Source organism: Nocardioides sp. (assembly GCF_030655615.1).
Lineage (GTDB): Bacteria > Actinomycetota > Actinomycetes > Propionibacteriales > Nocardioidaceae > Nocardioides.
This window is the reverse complement of sequence record NZ_JAURVJ010000083.1, coordinates 1-18577: the sequence shown is the minus strand read 5'-3', so window position 1 is coordinate 18577 and position 18577 is coordinate 1. Positions and strand designations below refer to the sequence as shown.

The 18577-nt window shown below is 73.1% G+C and carries 18 protein-coding genes and 1 riboswitch; of the genes, 12 read left to right on the top strand and 6 right to left on the bottom strand.

Going from position 1 to position 18577, the window contains the following annotated elements:
• The 11 genes from Q7T52_RS06975 to Q7T52_RS06925 form a co-directional block, all read left to right on the top strand.
• A partial coding sequence (locus Q7T52_RS06975; protein ID WP_304800762.1) for a DUF881 domain-containing protein occupies positions 1–962 on the top strand: 962 nt, incomplete at its 5' end.
• A complete protein-coding gene (locus Q7T52_RS06970; protein WP_304800760.1) occupies positions 959–1291 on the top strand; it encodes a small basic family protein in 333 nt (110 codons plus the stop codon). The genes Q7T52_RS06975 and Q7T52_RS06970, both read left to right, overlap by 4 nt.
• A complete protein-coding gene (locus Q7T52_RS06965; RefSeq protein WP_304800758.1) occupies positions 1288–2013 on the top strand; it encodes a DUF881 domain-containing protein in 726 nt (241 codons plus the stop codon). The genes Q7T52_RS06970 and Q7T52_RS06965 overlap by 4 nt, the downstream gene beginning before the upstream one ends.
• 117 nt (positions 2014–2130) lie before the next feature.
• The gene (gcvH, locus tag Q7T52_RS06960; protein WP_304800756.1) at positions 2131–2517 is read left to right on the top strand and encodes a glycine cleavage system protein GcvH; all 387 of its coding nucleotides are present in this window, start codon (positions 2131–2133) and stop codon (positions 2515–2517) included.
• A gap of 144 nt (positions 2518–2661) precedes the next feature.
• On the top strand, positions 2662–3195 hold the full coding sequence (locus Q7T52_RS06955) for an FHA domain-containing protein (protein ID WP_304800754.1): 534 nt from the start codon (positions 2662–2664) through the stop codon (positions 3193–3195).
• Positions 3196–3205: 10 nt separating this feature from the next.
• Positions 3206–4027: a MerR family transcriptional regulator gene (locus Q7T52_RS06950; RefSeq protein ID WP_370692305.1), complete on the top strand. Its 822-nt coding sequence runs from the start codon at positions 3206–3208 to the stop codon at positions 4025–4027.
• 63 nt (positions 4028–4090) lie between these two features.
• Complete coding sequence (locus Q7T52_RS06945) at positions 4091–4573, top strand: bifunctional nuclease family protein (protein ID WP_304800752.1); 483 nt, start codon at positions 4091–4093, stop codon at positions 4571–4573.
• Between the two features lie 147 nt (positions 4574–4720).
• A complete protein-coding gene (locus Q7T52_RS06940) occupies positions 4721–5326 on the top strand; it encodes a MerR family transcriptional regulator (RefSeq protein WP_304800750.1) in 606 nt (201 codons plus the stop codon).
• Between the two features lie 129 nt (positions 5327–5455).
• Positions 5456–5548, top strand: a riboswitch (glycine riboswitch).
• A 67-nt stretch (positions 5549–5615) separates the two neighbouring features.
• Entirely contained in the window at positions 5616–8504 is a 2889-nt protein-coding gene (gene gcvP, locus Q7T52_RS06935; protein WP_304800748.1) for an aminomethyl-transferring glycine dehydrogenase, read from the top strand.
• The gene (locus tag Q7T52_RS06930) at positions 8501–9742 is read left to right on the top strand and encodes a serine hydrolase (RefSeq protein ID WP_304800745.1); all 1242 of its coding nucleotides are present in this window, start codon (positions 8501–8503) and stop codon (positions 9740–9742) included. Before gcvP ends, Q7T52_RS06930 begins: the two co-directional genes overlap by 4 nt.
• 44 nt (positions 9743–9786) lie before the next feature.
• Positions 9787–11301, top strand: coding sequence for a CYTH and CHAD domain-containing protein (locus Q7T52_RS06925; RefSeq protein WP_304800743.1), 1515 nt, complete (start codon positions 9787–9789; stop codon positions 11299–11301).
• A 2-nt stretch (positions 11302–11303) separates the two neighbouring features.
• Here Q7T52_RS06925 and Q7T52_RS06920 read toward each other — a convergent pair whose 3' ends face one another.
• From Q7T52_RS06920 to Q7T52_RS06900, 5 genes are all read right to left on the bottom strand, one after another.
• The gene (locus Q7T52_RS06920) at positions 11304–11924 is read right to left on the bottom strand and encodes a hypothetical protein (protein WP_304800741.1); all 621 of its coding nucleotides are present in this window, start codon (positions 11922–11924) and stop codon (positions 11304–11306) included.
• Positions 11925–12002: 78 nt separating this feature from the next.
• Positions 12003–12788: a hypothetical protein gene (locus Q7T52_RS06915; RefSeq protein ID WP_304800739.1), complete on the bottom strand. Its 786-nt coding sequence runs from the start codon at positions 12786–12788 to the stop codon at positions 12003–12005.
• 53 nt (positions 12789–12841) lie between these two features.
• On the bottom strand, positions 12842–13501 hold the full coding sequence (locus Q7T52_RS06910; RefSeq protein ID WP_304800738.1) for an Ig-like domain-containing protein: 660 nt from the start codon (positions 13499–13501) through the stop codon (positions 12842–12844).
• A 69-nt stretch (positions 13502–13570) separates the two neighbouring features.
• Complete coding sequence (locus Q7T52_RS06905; RefSeq protein ID WP_304800736.1) at positions 13571–15004, bottom strand: TldD/PmbA family protein; 1434 nt, start codon at positions 15002–15004, stop codon at positions 13571–13573.
• On the bottom strand, positions 15001–16548 hold the full coding sequence (locus Q7T52_RS06900) for a TldD/PmbA family protein (RefSeq protein ID WP_304800734.1): 1548 nt from the start codon (positions 16546–16548) through the stop codon (positions 15001–15003). The genes Q7T52_RS06905 and Q7T52_RS06900 overlap by 4 nt, the downstream gene beginning before the upstream one ends.
• A 36-nt stretch (positions 16549–16584) precedes the next feature.
• On the opposite strand from Q7T52_RS06900, the gene Q7T52_RS06895 reads away from it, so the two are divergent.
• A complete protein-coding gene (locus tag Q7T52_RS06895; RefSeq protein WP_304800732.1) occupies positions 16585–17289 on the top strand; it encodes a sulfotransferase in 705 nt (234 codons plus the stop codon).
• A 490-nt stretch (positions 17290–17779) separates the two neighbouring features.
• Here Q7T52_RS06895 and Q7T52_RS06890 read toward each other — a convergent pair.
• Positions 17780–18577, bottom strand: a 798-nt coding sequence (locus Q7T52_RS06890) for an SMC family ATPase (RefSeq protein WP_304800730.1), incomplete at its 5' end; no start/stop codon positions are given.

The following is an 18577-nucleotide window of genomic DNA, read 5'->3' as shown; positions in this document are numbered from 1 at the left end:
GGCCCGCGACCGGGGCGCGCGCGACCGTGCCCGCAAGCCCGCCCGCGATGGCTGAGCCGACCCGGCCCCGGCGGCCCCAGCGCCCAGAGCGCCCCGCGCCCGACCCGGCGCCGGTGCCCGACCGGGTCCGGATGCCGCTGCTGACCCTGATCACGCAGCAGTCGCTCGACGAGGACTACCAGCACGCCGCCGACCTCAAGGCCGCCGGCGCCCCGCGTCCGCCGAAGGGTCGCCCGGCCCGGGTGGCCGCGGTCGTGGTCGCGGTGTTCGGCGTCCTCGTGGCGACGGCGTTCGTGCAGACCACCCGCAACCGCGACGTCGACTCGGCCAGCCGGGCCACCCTCATCGAGCGGATCGAGGCCGCGAGCGACCGGCGTGCCCGCCAGGAGGAGCGCGTCGTCGCCCAGCGCAACCGGGTCGGCCAGCTGGAGCGCGGGCTGCGCCGCCTCACCGACGACGAGCAGACGGCCGCGGTCGACCTGCGTCGGCTCCAGGTCAGCACCGGGTTCATCGCGGTCAAGGGCGAGGGCGTGCGGGTCCGGGTGACCCCGGCGCCCGACGCCGACGAGAACCAGGAGGTCCACGACGTCGACCTGCGGCTCCTCGTCAACGGCCTGTTCGCCGCCGGCGCGGAGGCGGTGGCGGTCAACAACCAGCGGATCACGGCCACCAGCGCGATCCGCACGAGCGGCACCGCGATCGCGGTCAACTTCATCGGGATCGAGCCGCCCTACGTCGTCGAGGCGATCGGCGACGAGCGCACGCTGCCGGCCCGGTTCGCCGACAGCTCGACCGGCCAGTCGTTCGCGTCCAACGCCGGGTTCTACGGCTTCACCTACACCGTGGACAATGTGGACGAGCTCACCCTGCCGGCGGCCCCCTCCGCGCGGCGGGTGCTCCGGTCGGTGCGGGTGCCGACCGAGGAGGACCAGACCACCGAGAAGGGAGGGACGACGCAGTGATCGCCGCGCTCGGGCTCCTCGTGGGGGTCGCCCTCGGGCTGTTCTTCCGTCCCGACGTCCCCCTCGGCGTCGAGCCCTACCTGCCGATCGCGGTCGTGGCCGCGCTCGACGCCGTCTTCGGTGGCCTGCGCGCCTACCTCGACGGCATCTTCGACGACAAGGTCTTCGTCGTCTCCTTCGTCAGCAACGTCGTGATCGCCGCCGGCATCGTCTACCTCGGCGACCGGCTCGGCGTCGGCGGCCAGCTCTCGACCGGCGTCATCGTCGTGCTCGGCATCCGGATCTTCTCCAACGTGGCCGCGATCCGACGGCACCTGTTCCACGCATGAGCGAGTCCGAGAGCGGGCGCTCCCGCCTGGCGCGCGCGCTGCGTCGGCCGTCGCGCAGCCAGGCCGTCGTCGGCGTGCTGCTGGCCCTCGTCGGCTTCGCCGGCGTGACCCAGATCCGCACCAACGAGGAGGACTCGACCTACTCCGGGCTGCGCGAGCAGGACCTGATCGACGTCCTCAACGGCCTGGCCGGCACGACCCAGCGCACCCAGGCCGAGATCGACCGGCTCAGCCAGGAGCGGCAGGACCTGCTCTCCGAGACCACCCAGCGCGAGGCCGCCCTCGAGCGGACCCGCCGCGAGGTCGACTCCCTCAACGTTCTGGCCGGCCTCGTCGCCGTGACCGGCCCCGGCGTCCGGGTGACGATCGCCGAGACCACCGGGGTCGTGAAGGTGTCGTCGTTCCTCGACGTCATCCAGGAGCTCCGCTCGGTCGGTGCCGAGGCGATCCAGGTCAACGGCCAGGTGCGGCTGGTGGCCCAGACCTCCTTCGAGCAGGGCACCGGCGGGATCGTCGTCGACGGCACGCTCGTCGAGCCGCCCTACGTCGTCGACGCCATCGGCGACGCCAACGTGCTCGCCGGGGCGATGGTGTTCTCGCTGGGCCCGGCCCGCACGATCCGCGAGGAGGGCGGCGAGCTCACCGTCGAGGAGCTCGCGTCGATCGACATCAGCACCACGCGCGAGCGCGAGGGCTCCGAGTTCGCCGAGCCGGACCCGTGACGCCCCACCCGCAGCGGTGGCCCTCCACCCGCTAACCTGCTGCGACCATCCTGAGCACCAGCACGCTGCACCACTGCTCAGCACCGACCATCTCGACCTCTGCCGGAGGAGCCCCCCGTGTACCCCGAGGACCTGAAGTACACCGTCGAGCACGAGTGGGTGCGCACCCCCGGCGAGCACGAGGGGTCGGTGCGCATCGGCATCACCGACTACGCCCAGGACGCGCTCGGCGACATCGTCTACGTCTCCCTGCCCGAGATCGGTGACACGGTCGAGGCCGGCAGCACCTGCGGCGAGCTCGAGTCGACCAAGTCCGTCAGCGACGTCTACGCCCCCATCGGCGGCGAGGTCGTGGCCCGCAACGAGGCCCTCGACGCGACCCCCGAGCTGGTCAACAACGACCCCTACGGCGGTGGCTGGCTCTTCGAGGTCGTGCCCTCCTCGCCCGACGAGCTCGACGGTCTGCTCGCCCCCGACGCCTACGTCGCGACGCTCGACGGCTGACGTCCCGCGCCGCCCGTACGCCGTCTCGGCGGCTTGGCCGAACCGGCGTGGGCGCCACCGCCCAACTGGTAGGTTCGACGAACCGTCAACCTCACCTTTCTGGTGAGGGTTGAGGCAGCAGGGTCGACCGGAGGGAACCACGCAATGCCGTTCTGCACCAACTGTGGCAGGCAGAATCCCGACGACGCCCGGTTCTGCGCCCAGTGCGGCACCCGTCTGCTCACCGTGACCCCGCCGGCGCCGTCGCCCGGCGGTGGCGAGCCGATCGGCGAGTCCACGGCGACCATCCAGATCGGCGTCGGGGTCGACAAGTCCGAGACGTCCGACCGGGCGCTCAACCCGGTCGACGCGGCCGCCGTCGACGCCCTGCCCCAGGGCCACGCGCTGCTCGTCGTGCAGAAGGGCCCGGGCTCCGGCAGCCGCTTCCTGCTCGACGCCGACGTCGTCCAGGCCGGTCGCCACCCCGACAGCGAGATCTTCCTCGACGACGTGACGGTCTCGCGCCAGCACGCGGTGTTCCACCGCGACGGCGACACGTTCACCGTCAGCGACGCCGGCAGCCTCAACGGCACCTACGTCAACCGTGACCGCATCGAGAAGGTGCACCTCAAGGACAGCGACGAGGTCCAGATCGGCAAGTACCGCCTGGTGTTCTTCGCCGGCCACGAGGCTCTCTGAGGCCTCGGGCATGGCAACCGCGTTGCCGGGGACCGATCGCGGCGGCGACCCCGACGAGCACGACGACCGCACCGGCCACCACGACGGGCACCACGACGGCCACCACGACGGGCACCGGGCCGCGGCCGGCCGGATGAACATCGGCCAGGTGCTCGACCTGCTGCGCGCCGACTTCCCGGCCATCTCCATCCCCAAGATCCGCTACTGGGAGGAGGAGGGGCTGATCCGCCCCGAGCGGACCCCGTCGGGCTACCGCAAGTTCAGCACCGCCGACGTCGACCGGCTGCGCTACGCGCTGACGATGCAGCGCGACCACTACCTGCCGCTCAAGGTGATCGCGGAGCACCTCGACGCCATCGACCGCGGGCTCGAGCCGCCGCCGATCGAGCCCGTCGTACCCGTGGTGCCCCAGGTGGCGCTCTCCGGCGACGGCACGCCGTCCGCGGCGTCGTTCGCGCGCCGCGACCAGCTGAGGCTCTCGCGCCGCGAGCTGCTCAAGATCGCCGAGATCGACGACGAGGTCCTCACCCAGCTCGAGCAGTTCGGCCTGATCGTGCCGCGCACCGGCACCGGCCACTACGACACCGACGCCCTGGTCATCGCCCGCACCGCGCGCGAGCTCGCCGAGTTCGGCCTCGAGCCGCGTCACCTGCGCGCGTTCCGAGCCGCCGCCGACCGCGAGGTGGGGCTCGTCGAGCAGGTCGTCGCGCCGTTGCGCGGGGGTCGCGACGCCGGCGCCCGGGCCCGGGCCGACGAGGCCGTCAACGAGATTGCCGCCCTCTCGGTGCGCCTGCACGCCACCCTCGTCAAGGCCGGGCTCAAGCGCGGCTGATCACCGCCCCCTCCACCGGCCCGCCACCGGGTCGCCGCGTGGCGACGCGAGTAGGGTTGTGGCATGCGCGAGGTGGACGTCATGGGTGTACGGGTGGAGATGCCGTCGAACCAACCGATCGTGCTCCTGCGTGAGGTGACCGGGGAGCGCTACCTGCCGATCTGGATCGGCGCGGTGGAGGCGACCGCGATCGCCTTCGCGCAGCAGGGAGTGGTCCCGCCGCGGCCGCTGACCCACGACCTGTTCAAGGACGTCCTCGACGCCACCGGCAACGAGCTCACCGAGGTCCAGATCACCGACGTCAAGGACGGCGTGTTCTTCGCCAACCTGGTCTTCGTCTCCGGCGTCGAGGTGAGTGCGCGTCCCTCGGACTCGATCGCGCTCGCCCTGCGCACCGGCACCCGCATCATGTGCGCCGAGGGCGTCCTCGACGAGGCCGGACTGGCCGTGCCCGCCGAGCAGGAGGACGAGGTCGAGAAGTTCCGCGAGTTCCTCGACCACGTGACGCCCGAGGACTTCGAGGCCGGAACCGACCCCGCGGGCTGACCCTCAACCTGAGGTTGAGGGTTGCGACACGCCGCCGGGTTCTTTGACCGACCTCCCCGAGCGCCGTACCTTGAAGTTCTTCGCTGTAACTCCACGTGTGTCATCACGACACCTTCCCCGGAGCGAAGAAGACTCACGGAGGACCGTGTGAACGAGCAGAAGCCGCACCACGACGCCAGCGTCGCCGACAGCGTCGTCGTCGAGTCTGCCGAGGAGCAGGGTCTCCTCTTCACCGACGACGTCTCCCCGCTGCCCAGCGACCTCGGCTACCGCGGTCCCACCGCGTGCAACGCCGCCGGGATCACCTACCGCCAGCTCGACTACTGGGCCCGCACCGGGCTCATCGAGCCGACCGTCCGCGGGGCCAAGGGCTCGGGGTCGCAGCGGCTCTACTCCTTCCGCGACATCCTCATCCTCAAGGTCATCAAGCGGCTCCTCGACGCCGGCATCTCGCTGCAGCAGATCCGCACCGCGGTGACCCACCTACGTGAGCGTGGCACCGACGACCTCACGCGCGTGACGCTGATGAGCGACGGTGCCTCGGTCTACGAGTGCACCTCCAACGACGAGGTCATCGACCTCCTCCAGGGCGGCCAGGGCGTCTTCGGCATCGCCATCGGCGGTGTGTGGCGCGAGCTCGAGGGCACCCTCACCGAGCTGCCCAGCGAGCGCGCCGACGAGCCCGCCGCCTCGGCCACCCCGTCGGCCGCCGACGAGCTCGCCGCCCGGCGCCAGGCCCGCCAGACCGGCTGACGATCCTCCGTCCCCACGCTGACCCGTCGCACCTGTGCGACGGGTCAGCGTCATTTCGGGCCCGGCACGAGAGATCCTGCGCGTGGTTTCCGCCCGGCCACCGGACGTCGGCTAGATTGGGCGAGCTGACGATCCCGCGCGGGAGAGTCTTGATCACGCAGCAAGCGCCGAAGGGGCAATTCCTCCCCGGAACCTCTCAGGCACAAGGACCGCGCGGAGCAGGCACCTGTGGAGCTCGACGCCGAGTGACAGAGGGGGAGGGCCCGGTCAAGCGATCCCAGGAGCCCTCGTGTCCGATCACCCCAGCCTCTCCGAGCTCGACGCGGCGCTGCCGTTCGTCGACCGCCACATCGGCCTCGACGCCGACGCCGTGGCGACGATGCTCGCCACGCTCGGCTACGGCTCGCTCGAGGAGCTGATGGCCGCCGCCGTCCCCGGTGGCATCCGCAGCGCCGACCAGCTCGACCTGCCGGCCCCGCTCACCGAGGCCGCTGCCGCGGCCGAGCTGCGCAAGATCGCGGCGTCCAACCGGCCGGGCGAGACGATGATCGGCCTCGGCTACCACGCCACGATCACGCCGCCGGTCGTGCGGCGCAACGTGCTCGAGGACCCCAGCTGGTACACCGCCTACACGCCCTACCAGCCCGAGATCAGCCAGGGCCGGCTCGAGGCGCTGCTCAACTTCCAGACCGTCATCGGCGACCTCACCGGCCTGCCGACGGCCAACGCGAGCCTGCTCGACGAGGGCACCGCCGCGGCCGAGGCCATGACGCTCGTGCGCAGGGGCAACCGCAAGGCCTCCGGGCCGTTCGTCGTCGACGCCGACGCGCTGCCGCAGACCATCGAGGTCGTCCGCACCCGCGCCGAGGCGATGGGCATCGAGGTCGTCGTGGCCGACCTGTCCGGCGGGCTGCCCGAGGGCGAGCTGTCCGGCGTGCTGGTGCAGTACCCCGGCGCCTCCGGCCGCGTCCTCGACCCCGCCCCGGTCATCGCCGCCGCCCACGAGCGCAACGCCCTGGCGGTCGTCGCGGCCGACCTGCTCGCCCTCACGCTGCTCGAGTCGCCCGGCTCGATGGGCGCCGACGTCGTGGTCGGGTCGAGCCAGCGGTTCGGCGTACCCCTCTTCTACGGCGGGCCGCACGCCGGCTACATGGCCGTCGCCCAGGGCCTCGAGCGACACCTGCCCGGCCGCCTGGTCGGCGTCAGCATCGACGCCGAGGGCAACCGCGCCTACCGCCTCGCGCTGCAGACCCGCGAGCAGCACATCCGTCGTGACAAGGCGACGTCCAACATCTGCACCGCCCAGGTCCTGCTCGCCGTCGTCGCCTCGATGTACGCCGTCTACCACGGCCCCGAGGGGCTCAAGGCGATCGCGACCCGGGCCCACCGCTACGCCGCCGTGCTCGCGCGGGCGCTCGCCGAGGGCGGGCTGACGCTCGGCCACGACCAGTTCTTCGACACCCTGTCGGTCGAGGTGCCGGGCCGCGCGGCCGACGTCGTCGCCAACGCCCGCGCGCTCGGCATCCAGCTGCGCCTCGTCGACGCCGACACCGTCGGCCTGTCGACCTCGGAGACCACGACGCGTTCGACGATCGACGGCGTGCTCAAGGCGTTCAGCCTCAGCGCCGACGTCGACGGCTTCGACCAGGTCGTCGCCGCCGCGCTGCCCGACGGCCTGCGCCGCGAGACGCCCTACCTGACCCACGAGGTGTTCTCGAGCCACCACAGCGAGACCCAGATGCTGCGCTACCTGCGCAGGCTCTCGGCCCGCGACTACGCGCTCGACCGCGGCATGATCCCGCTCGGCTCCTGCACGATGAAGCTCAACGCCACGACCGAGATGGAGCCGGTCTCGCTGCCCGGCTTCGCCGACCTGCACCCCTTCGCGCCCGCCGAGGACGCCCAGGGCTACCGTCGCCTCGTCGACGAGCTCGAGGGCTGGCTGGCCGAGGTCACCGGCTACGACCGGGTCTCCATCCAGCCCAACGCCGGCTCGCAGGGCGAGCTCGCCGGCCTCCTCGCCATCCGCGGCTACCACCGCGCCAACGGTGACACGCAGCGCGACGTCTGCTTGATCCCGAGCTCGGCCCACGGCACCAACGCCGCCTCCGCGGTCATGGCCGGGATGAAGGTCGTCGTGGTCAAGGGCGCCGACGACGGCACCGTCGACCTCGACGACCTGCGCGCGCAGTGCGACAAGCACGCCGAGACCCTCGCGGCGATCATGGTCACCTACCCGTCGACCCACGGCGCCTACGAGGACACGATCACCGAGCTCTGCGAGGTGGTGCACGCCCACGGCGGCCAGGTCTACGTCGACGGCGCCAACCTCAACGCGCTGCTCGGCTACGCCAAGCCCGGCGAGTTTGGCGGCGACGTCTCGCACCTCAACCTGCACAAGACCTTCTGCATCCCCCACGGTGGTGGCGGACCCGGCGTCGGTCCGGTCGCGGTGCGCGCCCACCTCGCGCCCTACCTCCCGACCCACGGCATGCACCCCGAGGAGGACAAGCGGGTCGGCATCGGCCCGCTGAGCGCCGCGCCCTACGGCTCGGCCGGCATCCTGCCGATCTCGTGGGCCTACGTGCGCCTGATGGGCGCCGCGGGCCTGACCCGCGCGACCGCGAGCGCGGTGCTCGCCGCCAACTACGTCGCCAAGCGGCTCGGCGAGCACTTCCCGGTGCTCTACACCGGCCACGGCGGGCTGGTCGCCCACGAGTGCATCCTCGACGTGCGCGGGCTGACCAAGGACAGCGGTGTCTCCGTCGACGACGTTGCCAAGCGGCTGGTCGACTACGGCTTCCACGCCCCGACGATGTCGTTCCCCGTCGCCGGGACCCTGATGGTCGAGCCGACGGAGTCCGAGGACCTCGCCGAGATCGACCGCTTCTGCGACGCGATGATCGCCATCCGCGGCGAGATCGACCGGGTCGCTGCGGGGGAGTGGACCCCGGAGAGCTCGCCGCTGCGCGGGGCCCCCCACACCTCGCGCGTGCTCGTCGGCGAGTGGGACCGCGCCTACTCGCGCGAGCTGGCCGTCTTCCCCACGGGGATCGACCCGGACAAGTACTGGCCGCCTGTCGGCCGCATCGACCAGGCCTACGGCGACCGCAACCTGGTCTGCGCGTGCCCGCCGCCCGAGGCGTTCGCCGAGGCCACGGCCGACGCGCCCGAGTGACCCTCGCGGCGCGGCTCACCGCGCTGCAGCACGCCGGCCGGCTGCCCTCGGTCGTCGGCGGCGTGCTGCGCGACGGTGAGCTCGTCGAGACGGCCGGCGTGCGGGCGGACGCCGCGACGTCCTACCGCATCGGGTCGATCACCAAGACCCTGACCGCGGTGCTCGTCATGCAGCTGCGCGACGAGGGCCTGCTGGCGCTCGACGACCCGGTCGGCCGGCACCTGCCCGGGGTCGGGTACGCCGACCTCGTCGTCGCCGACCTGCTCGGGCACACCGGCGGCATGCAGAGCGAGCCGGCGGGGGCGTGGTGGGAGCGCACGAACGGCGGCGACTTCACCACCCTGGCCGCCGCCAACGACGGGTCCGGCGCGGTGGCCGGTCGCGACGAGTGGTTCCACTACTCCAACCTGGGCTACGGGCTGCTCGGCGAGCTCGTGGCCCGGCTGCGCGGGGCGCCCTGGTGGGACGTCGTGCAGCAGCGACTGCTCGGGCCGCTCGGGATGCACCGCACCACCTGGGGACCGGTCGTGCCCCACGCGCAGGGCCACAGTGTCGGCCACTTCACCGGGGTCCTCGCCGACGAGCCGCACACCGACACCGGCGCGATGGCGCCGGCCGGCCAGCTCTGGAGCACCGTCGCCGACCTCGCCGTGTGGGCCGCGCTCCTGGCCGGCCGCCGCCCCGAGGTCCTCGCACCGACGACGCTGGCCGAGATGGGCTCGCCGCGGATCGACCCGGTCTACGGCCTCGGGCTGCGGCTGGTCGACGTCGACGGTCGCCGTCTCGTCGGGCACACCGGGTCGATGCCCGGCTTCCTCGCCTCGCTCTTCGTCGACCCGCTCACCGGTGACGGGACGGTGGTGCTGGCCGACGGCACGACCGGCCTCGACACCGACGGCGTCCCCGCCCGCCTGCTCACCGGGGAGCCGCCCGCCGAGGTCGCTCCGTGGGTGCCGACGACCGCCGTCCCGGCAGCGGCCGAGCCGCTGCTCGGGCTGTGGTTCTGGGGCAACACTGCCACCGAGTGGCGCTGGCAGCACGACCGGCTCGAGGTGCGCGCGCTGCAGACCGGGACGCTCTCCTACGCCTTCGCGCTCCGCGGGGACGAGACGTTCGTCGGCGTCACCGGCTACCACCGCGGCGAGACGCTCCACGCCCACCCGACCCACCTCGAGTGCGCGACGTTCGTCTACACCCGCGTCCCCTACGACCCACGGGCGCCGATCCCCGGCCGCTGAGGTCCCGGGTGGGTCGTTCATCTCCGTCCGCTACTACTTGGCGGGTGAGCGACCACCACGAGATCGAGCGGGCCTATGCCGTCGACGCCGACGACGTCCTGCCCGACCTGACCGCCGTGCCCGGCGTCGAACGGGTCGGCGAGGCCACGGACGCGGTCCTCGTGGCGACGTACGTCGACACCGACGACCTGGCCCTCGTCCGCCACGGCGTCACCCTGCGCCGGCGCACCGGCGGCGACGACGCCGGCTGGCACCTCAAGATCCCTGCCGGGCGGGGCCGCGACGAGGTGCACCGCCCGCTCGGCCGCGACGAGGTGGTGCCGGCGGTGCTCGCCCGCCAGGTGCTGGGCTGGACCCGCGGCCGCCGGCTGCACCCGGTCGCCGACATCGAGACCCACCGCACGACGACGCTGCTGCACGCGGCCGACGGCGGCGCGCTCGCCGAGGTGGCCGACGACCGGGTGACCGGGCGGTCGACCGACGGGGCCGACCCGATGAGCTGGCGCGAGGTCGAGGTGGAGCTCGTGGGCGCAGGCCTCGAGCTGCTCGACGACGTCGACACGGTGCTGGCCGAGGCCGGCATCCGTCCCCGGGCCGAGCAGCGCAAGATCGGCTCGGTGCTGGCGCACCGGCTCCCGCCGGCACGCCCCGCCCCGGAGGCCGACGCCACCGCCGGCCGGGTGCTGCACGCCCGGCTGGCCGACCAGGTCCGGGCGCTGCTGCGCGCCGACAGCGACGTGCGGCGCGACGTCCCCGACGGGGTCCACCAGCTGCGCGTGGCCTGCCGTCGGCTGCGGGCCGCCCTGGCGACCTACCGCCCGTTGGTCGACGAGACCGTCACCGAGCCGGTGCGCGCGGAGCTGCGCTGGCTGGCCCGAACCCTCGGCGACGGGCGCGACGCCGAGGTGGTGCAGGAGCGGTTGCGCGCGATGGTCGACGACCTGCCGCGCACGCTCGTCGTGGGGCCGGTCCGGCGCCGGGTCGAGCGGACCTACGCCGACCGCCGCCGCGCGGCCGCCACCCACGCCGCCGACGTGCTGGTGTCGCGGCGCTACCTGCGGCTCCTCGCCCGTCTCGACCTGCTCGTGACCTCGACGCCCTGGACGGGGACGGCCGACGAGCCGGCGGCCGTCGTGCTGCGCCGCCGGGTCCGCAAGGACGTGAGGCGGCTGCGTCAGCGGGTCGAGCTGGCCGAGGCCCTCGCCGCGACCGACGGCGCCGGCCCGGCGCACGACGAGGCCCTCCACGACGTCCGCAAGGCGGCCAAGCGGCTGCGCTACGCCTGCGAGGTGCTCGAGCCGGTGTGGGGCAAGGACGCCAAGCGGCTGCGCAAGGCGGCCCAGGCGGTCACCCAGGTGCTGGGGGACCGCCAGGACACCGCCGTCGCGCGGGCCGACCTGCGCCGGATCGCCCGCACGGCGTCGGCCTCCGGCGAGGGCACCTTCACCTACGGGGTGCTCTGGGGCCGGGCCGAGGCAGCGGGCCGCGAGGCCGAGGCCGCCTTCGGTGCCGCCTGGCGCAAGGTGGCCGCCGACGACCGGCGGGCCTGGCTCGACTGACGCTACTTCGTGGTCTGCAGACCCCGGATCACGTCGTCGCCGACGGTGATGATCGTGCCCCGGTCGGAGAAGAGGCCGAGCCAGTAGATCGACCGGCGGCTCGTCGAGACAGTGATCGACCGCCGGGCCGGGACCGTGCGCGTCGTGTCGGGCCGGCCGGAGCTGGCGCTGCCGTAGCTGACCCGGACGGCGACGGCGTTGGGGTCGGTGAAGACGACCCGTCCCCTGGCGCGCTTCTTCTTCGCGCCCGTGAGGTCGGTCAGCCGGGCGACGTCGAGGATGATGGTGCCCGAGTCGCGCTGGCTGCCCTGGCAGGCCTCGTAGGTGATCCGGGTGCGGCCGCGGAAGCCCTCGCCGACCTCGACGACGATGCTGTCGCCGGACTGCTCGGCATAGATCTTCTGCTGGTCGACGCCGCTGATCCCGCAGAGGGAGAGCGCGCCGCTGCTGAGGAGCGTCGTGTCGTCGTTGGCGATCGGGTCGATCGTGTAGGTGCCGCCGGCATAGAGCGCATAGCTGTCGTCGTGGGCGACGGGCGCGGCGAACGCCGGGGCCGGTACGGCGACCAGCGCGGCCAGCACGCTGCCGGCGACGGCGAGCGCGGCTCGGCGGCGGGTGATCACGTCAAGACTCCTGGGGGCGGGGAGGGTGCCCGCCGACCGTACCCGGCGGGACCCGCCGGCACACGGCGAACCGGGCGATCAGCGGACGGACCGCCAGAGGCGCTCGTCACGCCGGTTGGCGCCGGTCTGCGCGGCGTGCTGGGTGGGCGCGGCCGGCCGCTCGTAGGCGTGCTGCCGGATGCCGCGGACCCGGCCGGTGTTGATGAGCGCGCCCGTGCGCGGGAGGAAGGCGACGAACACGAGACGTGGGCGCTGGACGCGGATGGTCCGGGACGCGCCCGGGGCCAGGCGCAGCCGGCCGTCGGGCTCCTCCTCGTGGGGGCCGCCGTAGAGCACGACGACGCGGAGGTCGCCGGGGTTGGTGAACCTGACCCGTCCGAGCTTGCCGGCGACCTTGCGTGCGCGCACGGGCGGGACCGGCTCGAGGGTCACCGTGACCGTGGCGGGCGTCAGGTAGTCGCGGTCGCAGGCGTAGTAGGTGAAGGTCGCCGTGGTGGCGCGGCTCACGAAGGCCTGGACGTCGAGCACCTCGACGGGGACCTCGTCGAGGTCGCTGCCCCCGCTCTCGGGGTCGGGCTCGCGGTAGGTCTCGAACTGGCGGACCGTCAGCGGCGAGTCCTCCGGTACGACGACCCGGCAGATCTCGAGGTCGTCGCCGTTGGGATCGGTGTCGTTGGCCAGGACGTCGAGCTGCCGGCCCGAGCCGCCCTCGGGGGTCACGTGGAGGGTCAGCCGGTCGGCGGTGGTGACCGGGGCGTCGGCGGCCTCGTCGGCCACGGCCGGAGCCGCGCCCAGGGAGGTGAGCGACACGAGCGTCAGCCCGGCGACCATCAGGGCGAGCCGGCGGGTGGGGTGTGCGGACATCGGGGTCTCCGTGGGCGGGGGTGGTCGGGGGTGGGAGGGACGGGGCGGGGCGCTCAGCCGCGGTGGAGGCCGCGCAGGAGTCCCTCGCCGGCGCTGTTGCCGCTCCGGCCGGCCGACGCGCTCCAGAACATCCGGCGGCCCTCGACCCGGACCCGCTTGGCCTGACCCGGGCGCAGCCGGAGCGAGCCCTCGTTGACGAAGTCGTCCTCGGGGCCGAAGGCGATGAAGCTGACCCGGACGAAGCGGTTGTCGGGGTTGGCGAACCGCACCACGTGCGGTGCGACCTTCCTGACGCGCACCGGTCTGGTGCGGGTGACGGTGACCGTGAGGGTGCCGGGGGTCAGGTAGTCGAGGTCGCAGGCGTAGTAGGTCACGGTGTAGGTGCCAGGCTCGAAGCCGGTGCTGAGCAGGGCCAGGTGGGTGCCCACCTGGGGGTCGCCGGTCTCGACATCGTCGAAGAACTCGTCGACGAGCGGAGTCCCGTCGGGGATGTCGACCCGGCAGATCTCGAGCGGGTCGCCGTCGGGGTCGCTGTCGTTGCGCAGGACGTCGACGGACCCGAACGCCCCGCCGCGGATCGTCAGCCGGTCGGCCATAGTCACCGGGGCGTCGGTGGCCCGGTCGGCCGAGGCCGGGGCGGCGGGCAGGGCGGTGACCAGGGACGCGATCCCCAGCCCGGCGAGGGCGAGGATCGCCTGGTGGCGGCGGGGCATGAGGACTCCGGATCGTCGAGGGGCCGCGCGACCGTACCCGGGCCGCGCGGCCGGCGTACGACGAACCCCCTACATCGCCTGGGACACGCTCGACATGTTGAAGTCGGGCACCCGCAGCGCGGGTGTGGCGGTGCGCGAGAAGTAGTCGTCGCCCCACTCGCGGCTGAAGCTCGGCACGGTCGCCGAGGCGTGCGTGAAGCGGCGCAGCAGGTCGATCGGGCTCTCGTTCCAGCGGAAGTTGTTGACCGAGCCGGTGATCTCGCCGTTCTCCACGAGGTAGACGCCGTCGCGGGTCAGGCCGGTGAGGAGCAGCGACTGCGGGTCGACCTCGCGGATGTACCAGAGGCAGGTCAGCAGCAGCCCGCGCTCGGTGCCGGCGACGAGGTCGTCGAGGGAGCCGGCACCCGTGTCGACGTCGAGGACCAGGTTGTCGAGGGCCGGCGTGACCGGCTGCGAGGTCAGGGTCGCCGTCTGCCGGGTCTGGAGCAGCGCGGTGAGCTCACCGTCGCGGATCCAGTCGGTGCGGCCCAGCGGCAGGCCGTTGTCGAAGACCGAGCTCTCGCTGCCCGACGACGTGGCGACGTTGAACGGCGCGCACTGCAGCCGGTCGTAGGCCGGGTCGCTGTAGAGGTGGACGCCGGGGGCGGCGATCCGCTCCCCGATCCGGGTGCCGGTGGGGCGCCGGCTGTAGACCGACTGGCCCTCCCAGGCGTCGCGCGCGCCGGCGTACCAGTAGGCGTCGATCATCACGTCGGCCACCGCCGACGGTGGCAGGATCGTGTCGTAGCGGCCGGCCGGCAGATCGACCCGACGGCTGCCCCAGGCGAGGCGCTGGGCTACCTCGGCGTCGATGGCGAGGGCGTCGACGTCGCTGAAGTCGCGGGTCGCACCCCCGACCCAGGCGCTCTCGGTGAGGGCGGCGTTCTTGCCCGTGCAGCCGTAGTGGCCCGTGGGCTGGACGTGGCGCAGCCGCAGGCCCGTCGAGGAGCCGAGGTAGGTCGTGGTCACCTCGTGGTTGACGAAGCCGTAGAGGACCCGGCCGCCGGCGTCGGCGCGGCCGAACGCCTTGCCGAGCGCGGGGGCGAAGGCGTCGTAGACGTGGATGTCGGTGGGCTCGGGGGCGTCGTCCCAGTCGGGGCTGGCCGGCGACGTGTCGGGCCCGACGAGCGGGTTCGCGTCGTCGGCGGGCGAGGCGGCGCGCGCCGCAGCGTCGGCTGCGTTGACGAGGTCGGTGACCTGGGCCTGAGTGGTGGCGCTGCCGGTGACCGACCCGGTGGCCACCCCGCCGGCGGTCTCGATGAAGGAGATCACCGTGACGCCCACGCCGTGCATCACGCCGTTGGTCGTGAGGGTGTTGTTGGCCCAGCGCAGGTTGGCGCTGGTGTGGTCGCGCACGATGACGACGCAGTCGTCGGCGGTGGTGGTGGCCAGGGCCTGCTCGACCAGCGACTGCGGCGTCGCGGGGGACCCGATGGTCGGGGTGGAGACGGGGGAGAAGTTCATGCGCCGCCCTCCTGGAGGGTGTTGAGGATGCGTACGTCGCGGAACAGCGACGTCGGGCAGCCGTGGCTCACGGCCGCGACCTGCCCGGGCTGGGCCTTGCCGCAGTTGAACGCGCCGCCGAGGACCCAGGTGTCGCGGCCGCCGACGGCCTCGAGCGAGTTCCAGAAGTCGGTGGTCGTGGCCTGGTAGGCGACGTCGCGGACCTGGCCGACGAGCTCGCCGTCCTGGATCTTGTAGAAGCGCTGACCGGTGAACTGGAAGTTGAAGCGCTGCATGTCGATCGACCACGACTTGTCGCCGACGACGTAGAGACCCCGCTCGACGCGGCCGATCAGGTCGTCGGTGCTCGGCCCGCCGGTGCCCCCGGGATCGGGGTCGGGCTGGAGCGAGACGTTGGCCATCCGCTGGATGGGGATGTGGCCGGAGGAGTCGGCGTAGGCGCAGCCGTTGGAGCGGCCCTTGCCGTCGAGCTGGTTGAGCTCGGGCAGCATCACCCCCATCGGCCGGTCGAGCTGGTAGCCGACGAGGACGCCGTCCTTGATGATGTCCCAGGTCTGGGTCTGGACACCCTCGTCGTCGTAGCCGGTGGTGGCGAGGCCGTGGTCGACGGTGCGGTCGCCGGTGACGTTCATGACGCCCGAGCCGTACTGCAGGACGTCGAGCTTGTCGATCGTCGCGAACGACGTGCCCGCGTAGTTGGCCTCGTAGCCGAGCGCCCGGTCGAGCTCGGTCGCGTGGCCGATCGACTCGTGGATGGTCAGCCAGAGGTTGCTGGGGTGGATGACGAGGTCGTAGGTGCCGGCCTCGACGCTGGGGGCCTTGAGCTTCTCGGCGAGCAGCTCGGGGACCTCGTCGATCTCGGCGTCCCAGTCCCAGGCGCCCTGCTGGGCCGTGCCGACGACGTACTCCCAACCGCGGCCGACGGGCGGCGCGATGCTGGCCATCGAGTCGAACGTGTCGGCGCCGGCGCCCATGGCCTCGAAGCCGGGCTGCATGCGGACGCGCTGCTGGGTGGTGCGGGTGCCCGCGAGGTCGGCGTAGTACTTGTTCTCCTGCACCTGCTGGACGTAGGCCGTCGCGTGGTCGACCGCGGCGCCGGTGCGCAGCCGCTCGGTCCAGTCGACGAGGACCGCGACCTTGTCGGCGGTCGACACCTCCAGCGGGTTGGTCTCGTAGGCACTGACCCAGGTGACGTCGTCGTAGACCGGCTCGTCGGCGATCTCGACCGGCTTGCTCGTCATGCCGGCCGCGACGGTGGCGACGGCGACCGCGGTCTCGGCGACGCGCACCGCCTCGTCGGCCGTCAGCACGACCCCGGAGGCGAAGCCCCACGAGCCCCGGTGGATCACCCGGACCGCGAACCCGAGGTCCTCGGCGTCGCTCGCGCCCTGCAGCGCGCCGTCGCGCACCCGCAGGCTCTGGTAGCGGACCCGCTCGAACCGGAAGTCGGCGTGGGTGACGCCGAGCTCGCGGGCGCGGGTGAGGGCGGCGTCGCCGAGGGCCCGGTGGGGCAGGTCGGTGAAGGTCGGGTCGAGACCACTCATGGGGCGAACCTAGTAGGTAGCACTAGCGTTCGGCTCGTGGACAGACCGTCGTGGCTCGGGATCGGCGCCCAGCGCAGTGGCACCACCTGGCTCACCGACCTGCTGGTGCAGCACCCGCAGGTCGGGCTCGGGACCAACGGCAAGAAGGAGCAGCACCTGCTGCACAAGGTGGCCGACGGCCGGGTGCCGGCGGAGGACTACCTCGGTCTGTTCCCCGACGACGGCGTACGCCGGGGTGACTGGACGCCGCAGTACCTCCGCCACGCCTCCACCCCCGGCGCCGTGGCCCGGCTGCTCCCCGACGTACCGCTGCTCGTGGTGCTGCGCGACCCGGTCGAGCGCTTCCGCTCCGCGATGCGGCTCGCCGCGACCCGCGAGCAGTCCGGGAAGACACCGCCGTGGCCCTACCCGGTGCCGATCACGGTGCAGACCTGGACCGGGATGTACGCCGACCAGCTGGCCATGTGGGCCGCCGCGGTCGGGCGTGAGCGGCTGCACGTGCTCGTCTACGAGTCGGTGCGCCTCGACCCCCAGGGCACGCTCGACCGCCTGTGGGGCCTGCTCGGACTCGACCCCGTCCCGCTCGCCGGCGTCGACGAGGCCTCCGGCTCGTCGTCACGCGCCGACTGGGACTGGCCCGCCGGCCTCCGCGAGTCGCTCCAGGCCCTCTACCGCCCCCAGCTCGCCCGCCTCACCGACGACTGGGGCCTCGACGTCTCCTCCTGGCACTCCCTCCACTGACCCGTCGTACATCGACGACGGGTCGGCGTGCTGTTGCGGGGTCGTCTGCCTCAGAACGGTGGTGGGACCGGTGCGGGGCACACGACTCGAACTTCGTATCACGGGCCCGGTGACTCGTCGCGTTTGGCGACAGGTCAGCGCGACATCTGATCGACCCGTCGTAGATCGAGGACGGGTCAGCGCGAAGTTTGAGCGACCCGTCGTAGATCGAGGACGGGTCAGCGCGGATGAGGTGACCCGTCATAGATTGAGGACGGGTCAGCGCGAAATCTGATCGACCCGTCGTAGATCTACGACGGGTCAGCGTGTTGTGCGGGGTCGTGGGCCTGCGAACGGTGGAGCGACCGGTGTGGGGCACACGACTCGTGCGCCAGGGCGGGGGTCCGGTCGACCCGTCGCGTCTACGCGACAGGTCAGCGACGTGTCAGCGACGGGTCAGCGACGGGTCAGCGACGGGTCAGCGACGGGTCAGCGACGGGTCAGCGACGGGTCAGCGACGGAGGGCGACGGAGGAGCCGCGGCGGGACTTGCTGACGACGAGCTGGGTGGGGATGCGGTCGCGCATCTCGGCGACGTGGCTGACGACGCCGACGACGCGACCGCCGTCGCGGAGGGCGTCGAGGGTGTCCATGACGTCGTCGAGGGTGTCGGCGTCGAGGGAGCCGAAGCCCTCGTCGACGAAGAGGGTGTCGAGGGCGGCGCCACCGGCTTCGTGGGCGATGACGTCGGCGAGGCCGAGGGCCAGGGCGAGGGAGACGACGAAGGTCTCGCCGCCGGACAGGGTGGCGGGGTCGCGGGACTCGCCGGACCAGTCGTCGCGGACCAGCAGGCTGAGGCCGCCGCGGGTCTCGCCGGCGCCGCGGCGTCCGGTGTGCTCGAGGGAGTAGCGCTGGTCGCTCATCCGGGCCAGGCGCTCGTTGGCGGCGTCGACGACCTGGCTGAGGCGGTAGGCGAGGACGAATGCCGAGAGGCGCATGCGCAGGAGGTTGTCGGGGGAGCGGCCGTCGACGAAGGCGGCGAGTCGGGTGACCAGGGCGAGGTCACGGCGCAGCGGGGCCCAGGCGGCCAGGGCCTCGTCGAGCTCGGCGAGCAGCCCGGACAGCCGGGTCGACCGGCCCTGGTGGAGCGCCACGTCGGCCGCGGTGCGGCGGGAGGTCGCGTGGGCATGGTCGTGGGCGGCGATGGCGGCGTCGACGTCGGGAGCGGGCCCGTCGTCGGCCTGACCGGCGTCGCGCAGGACCTCGGTGACGGCGGCGAGCCGCTGCTCGTGGCGGGCCACGGCGTCGGC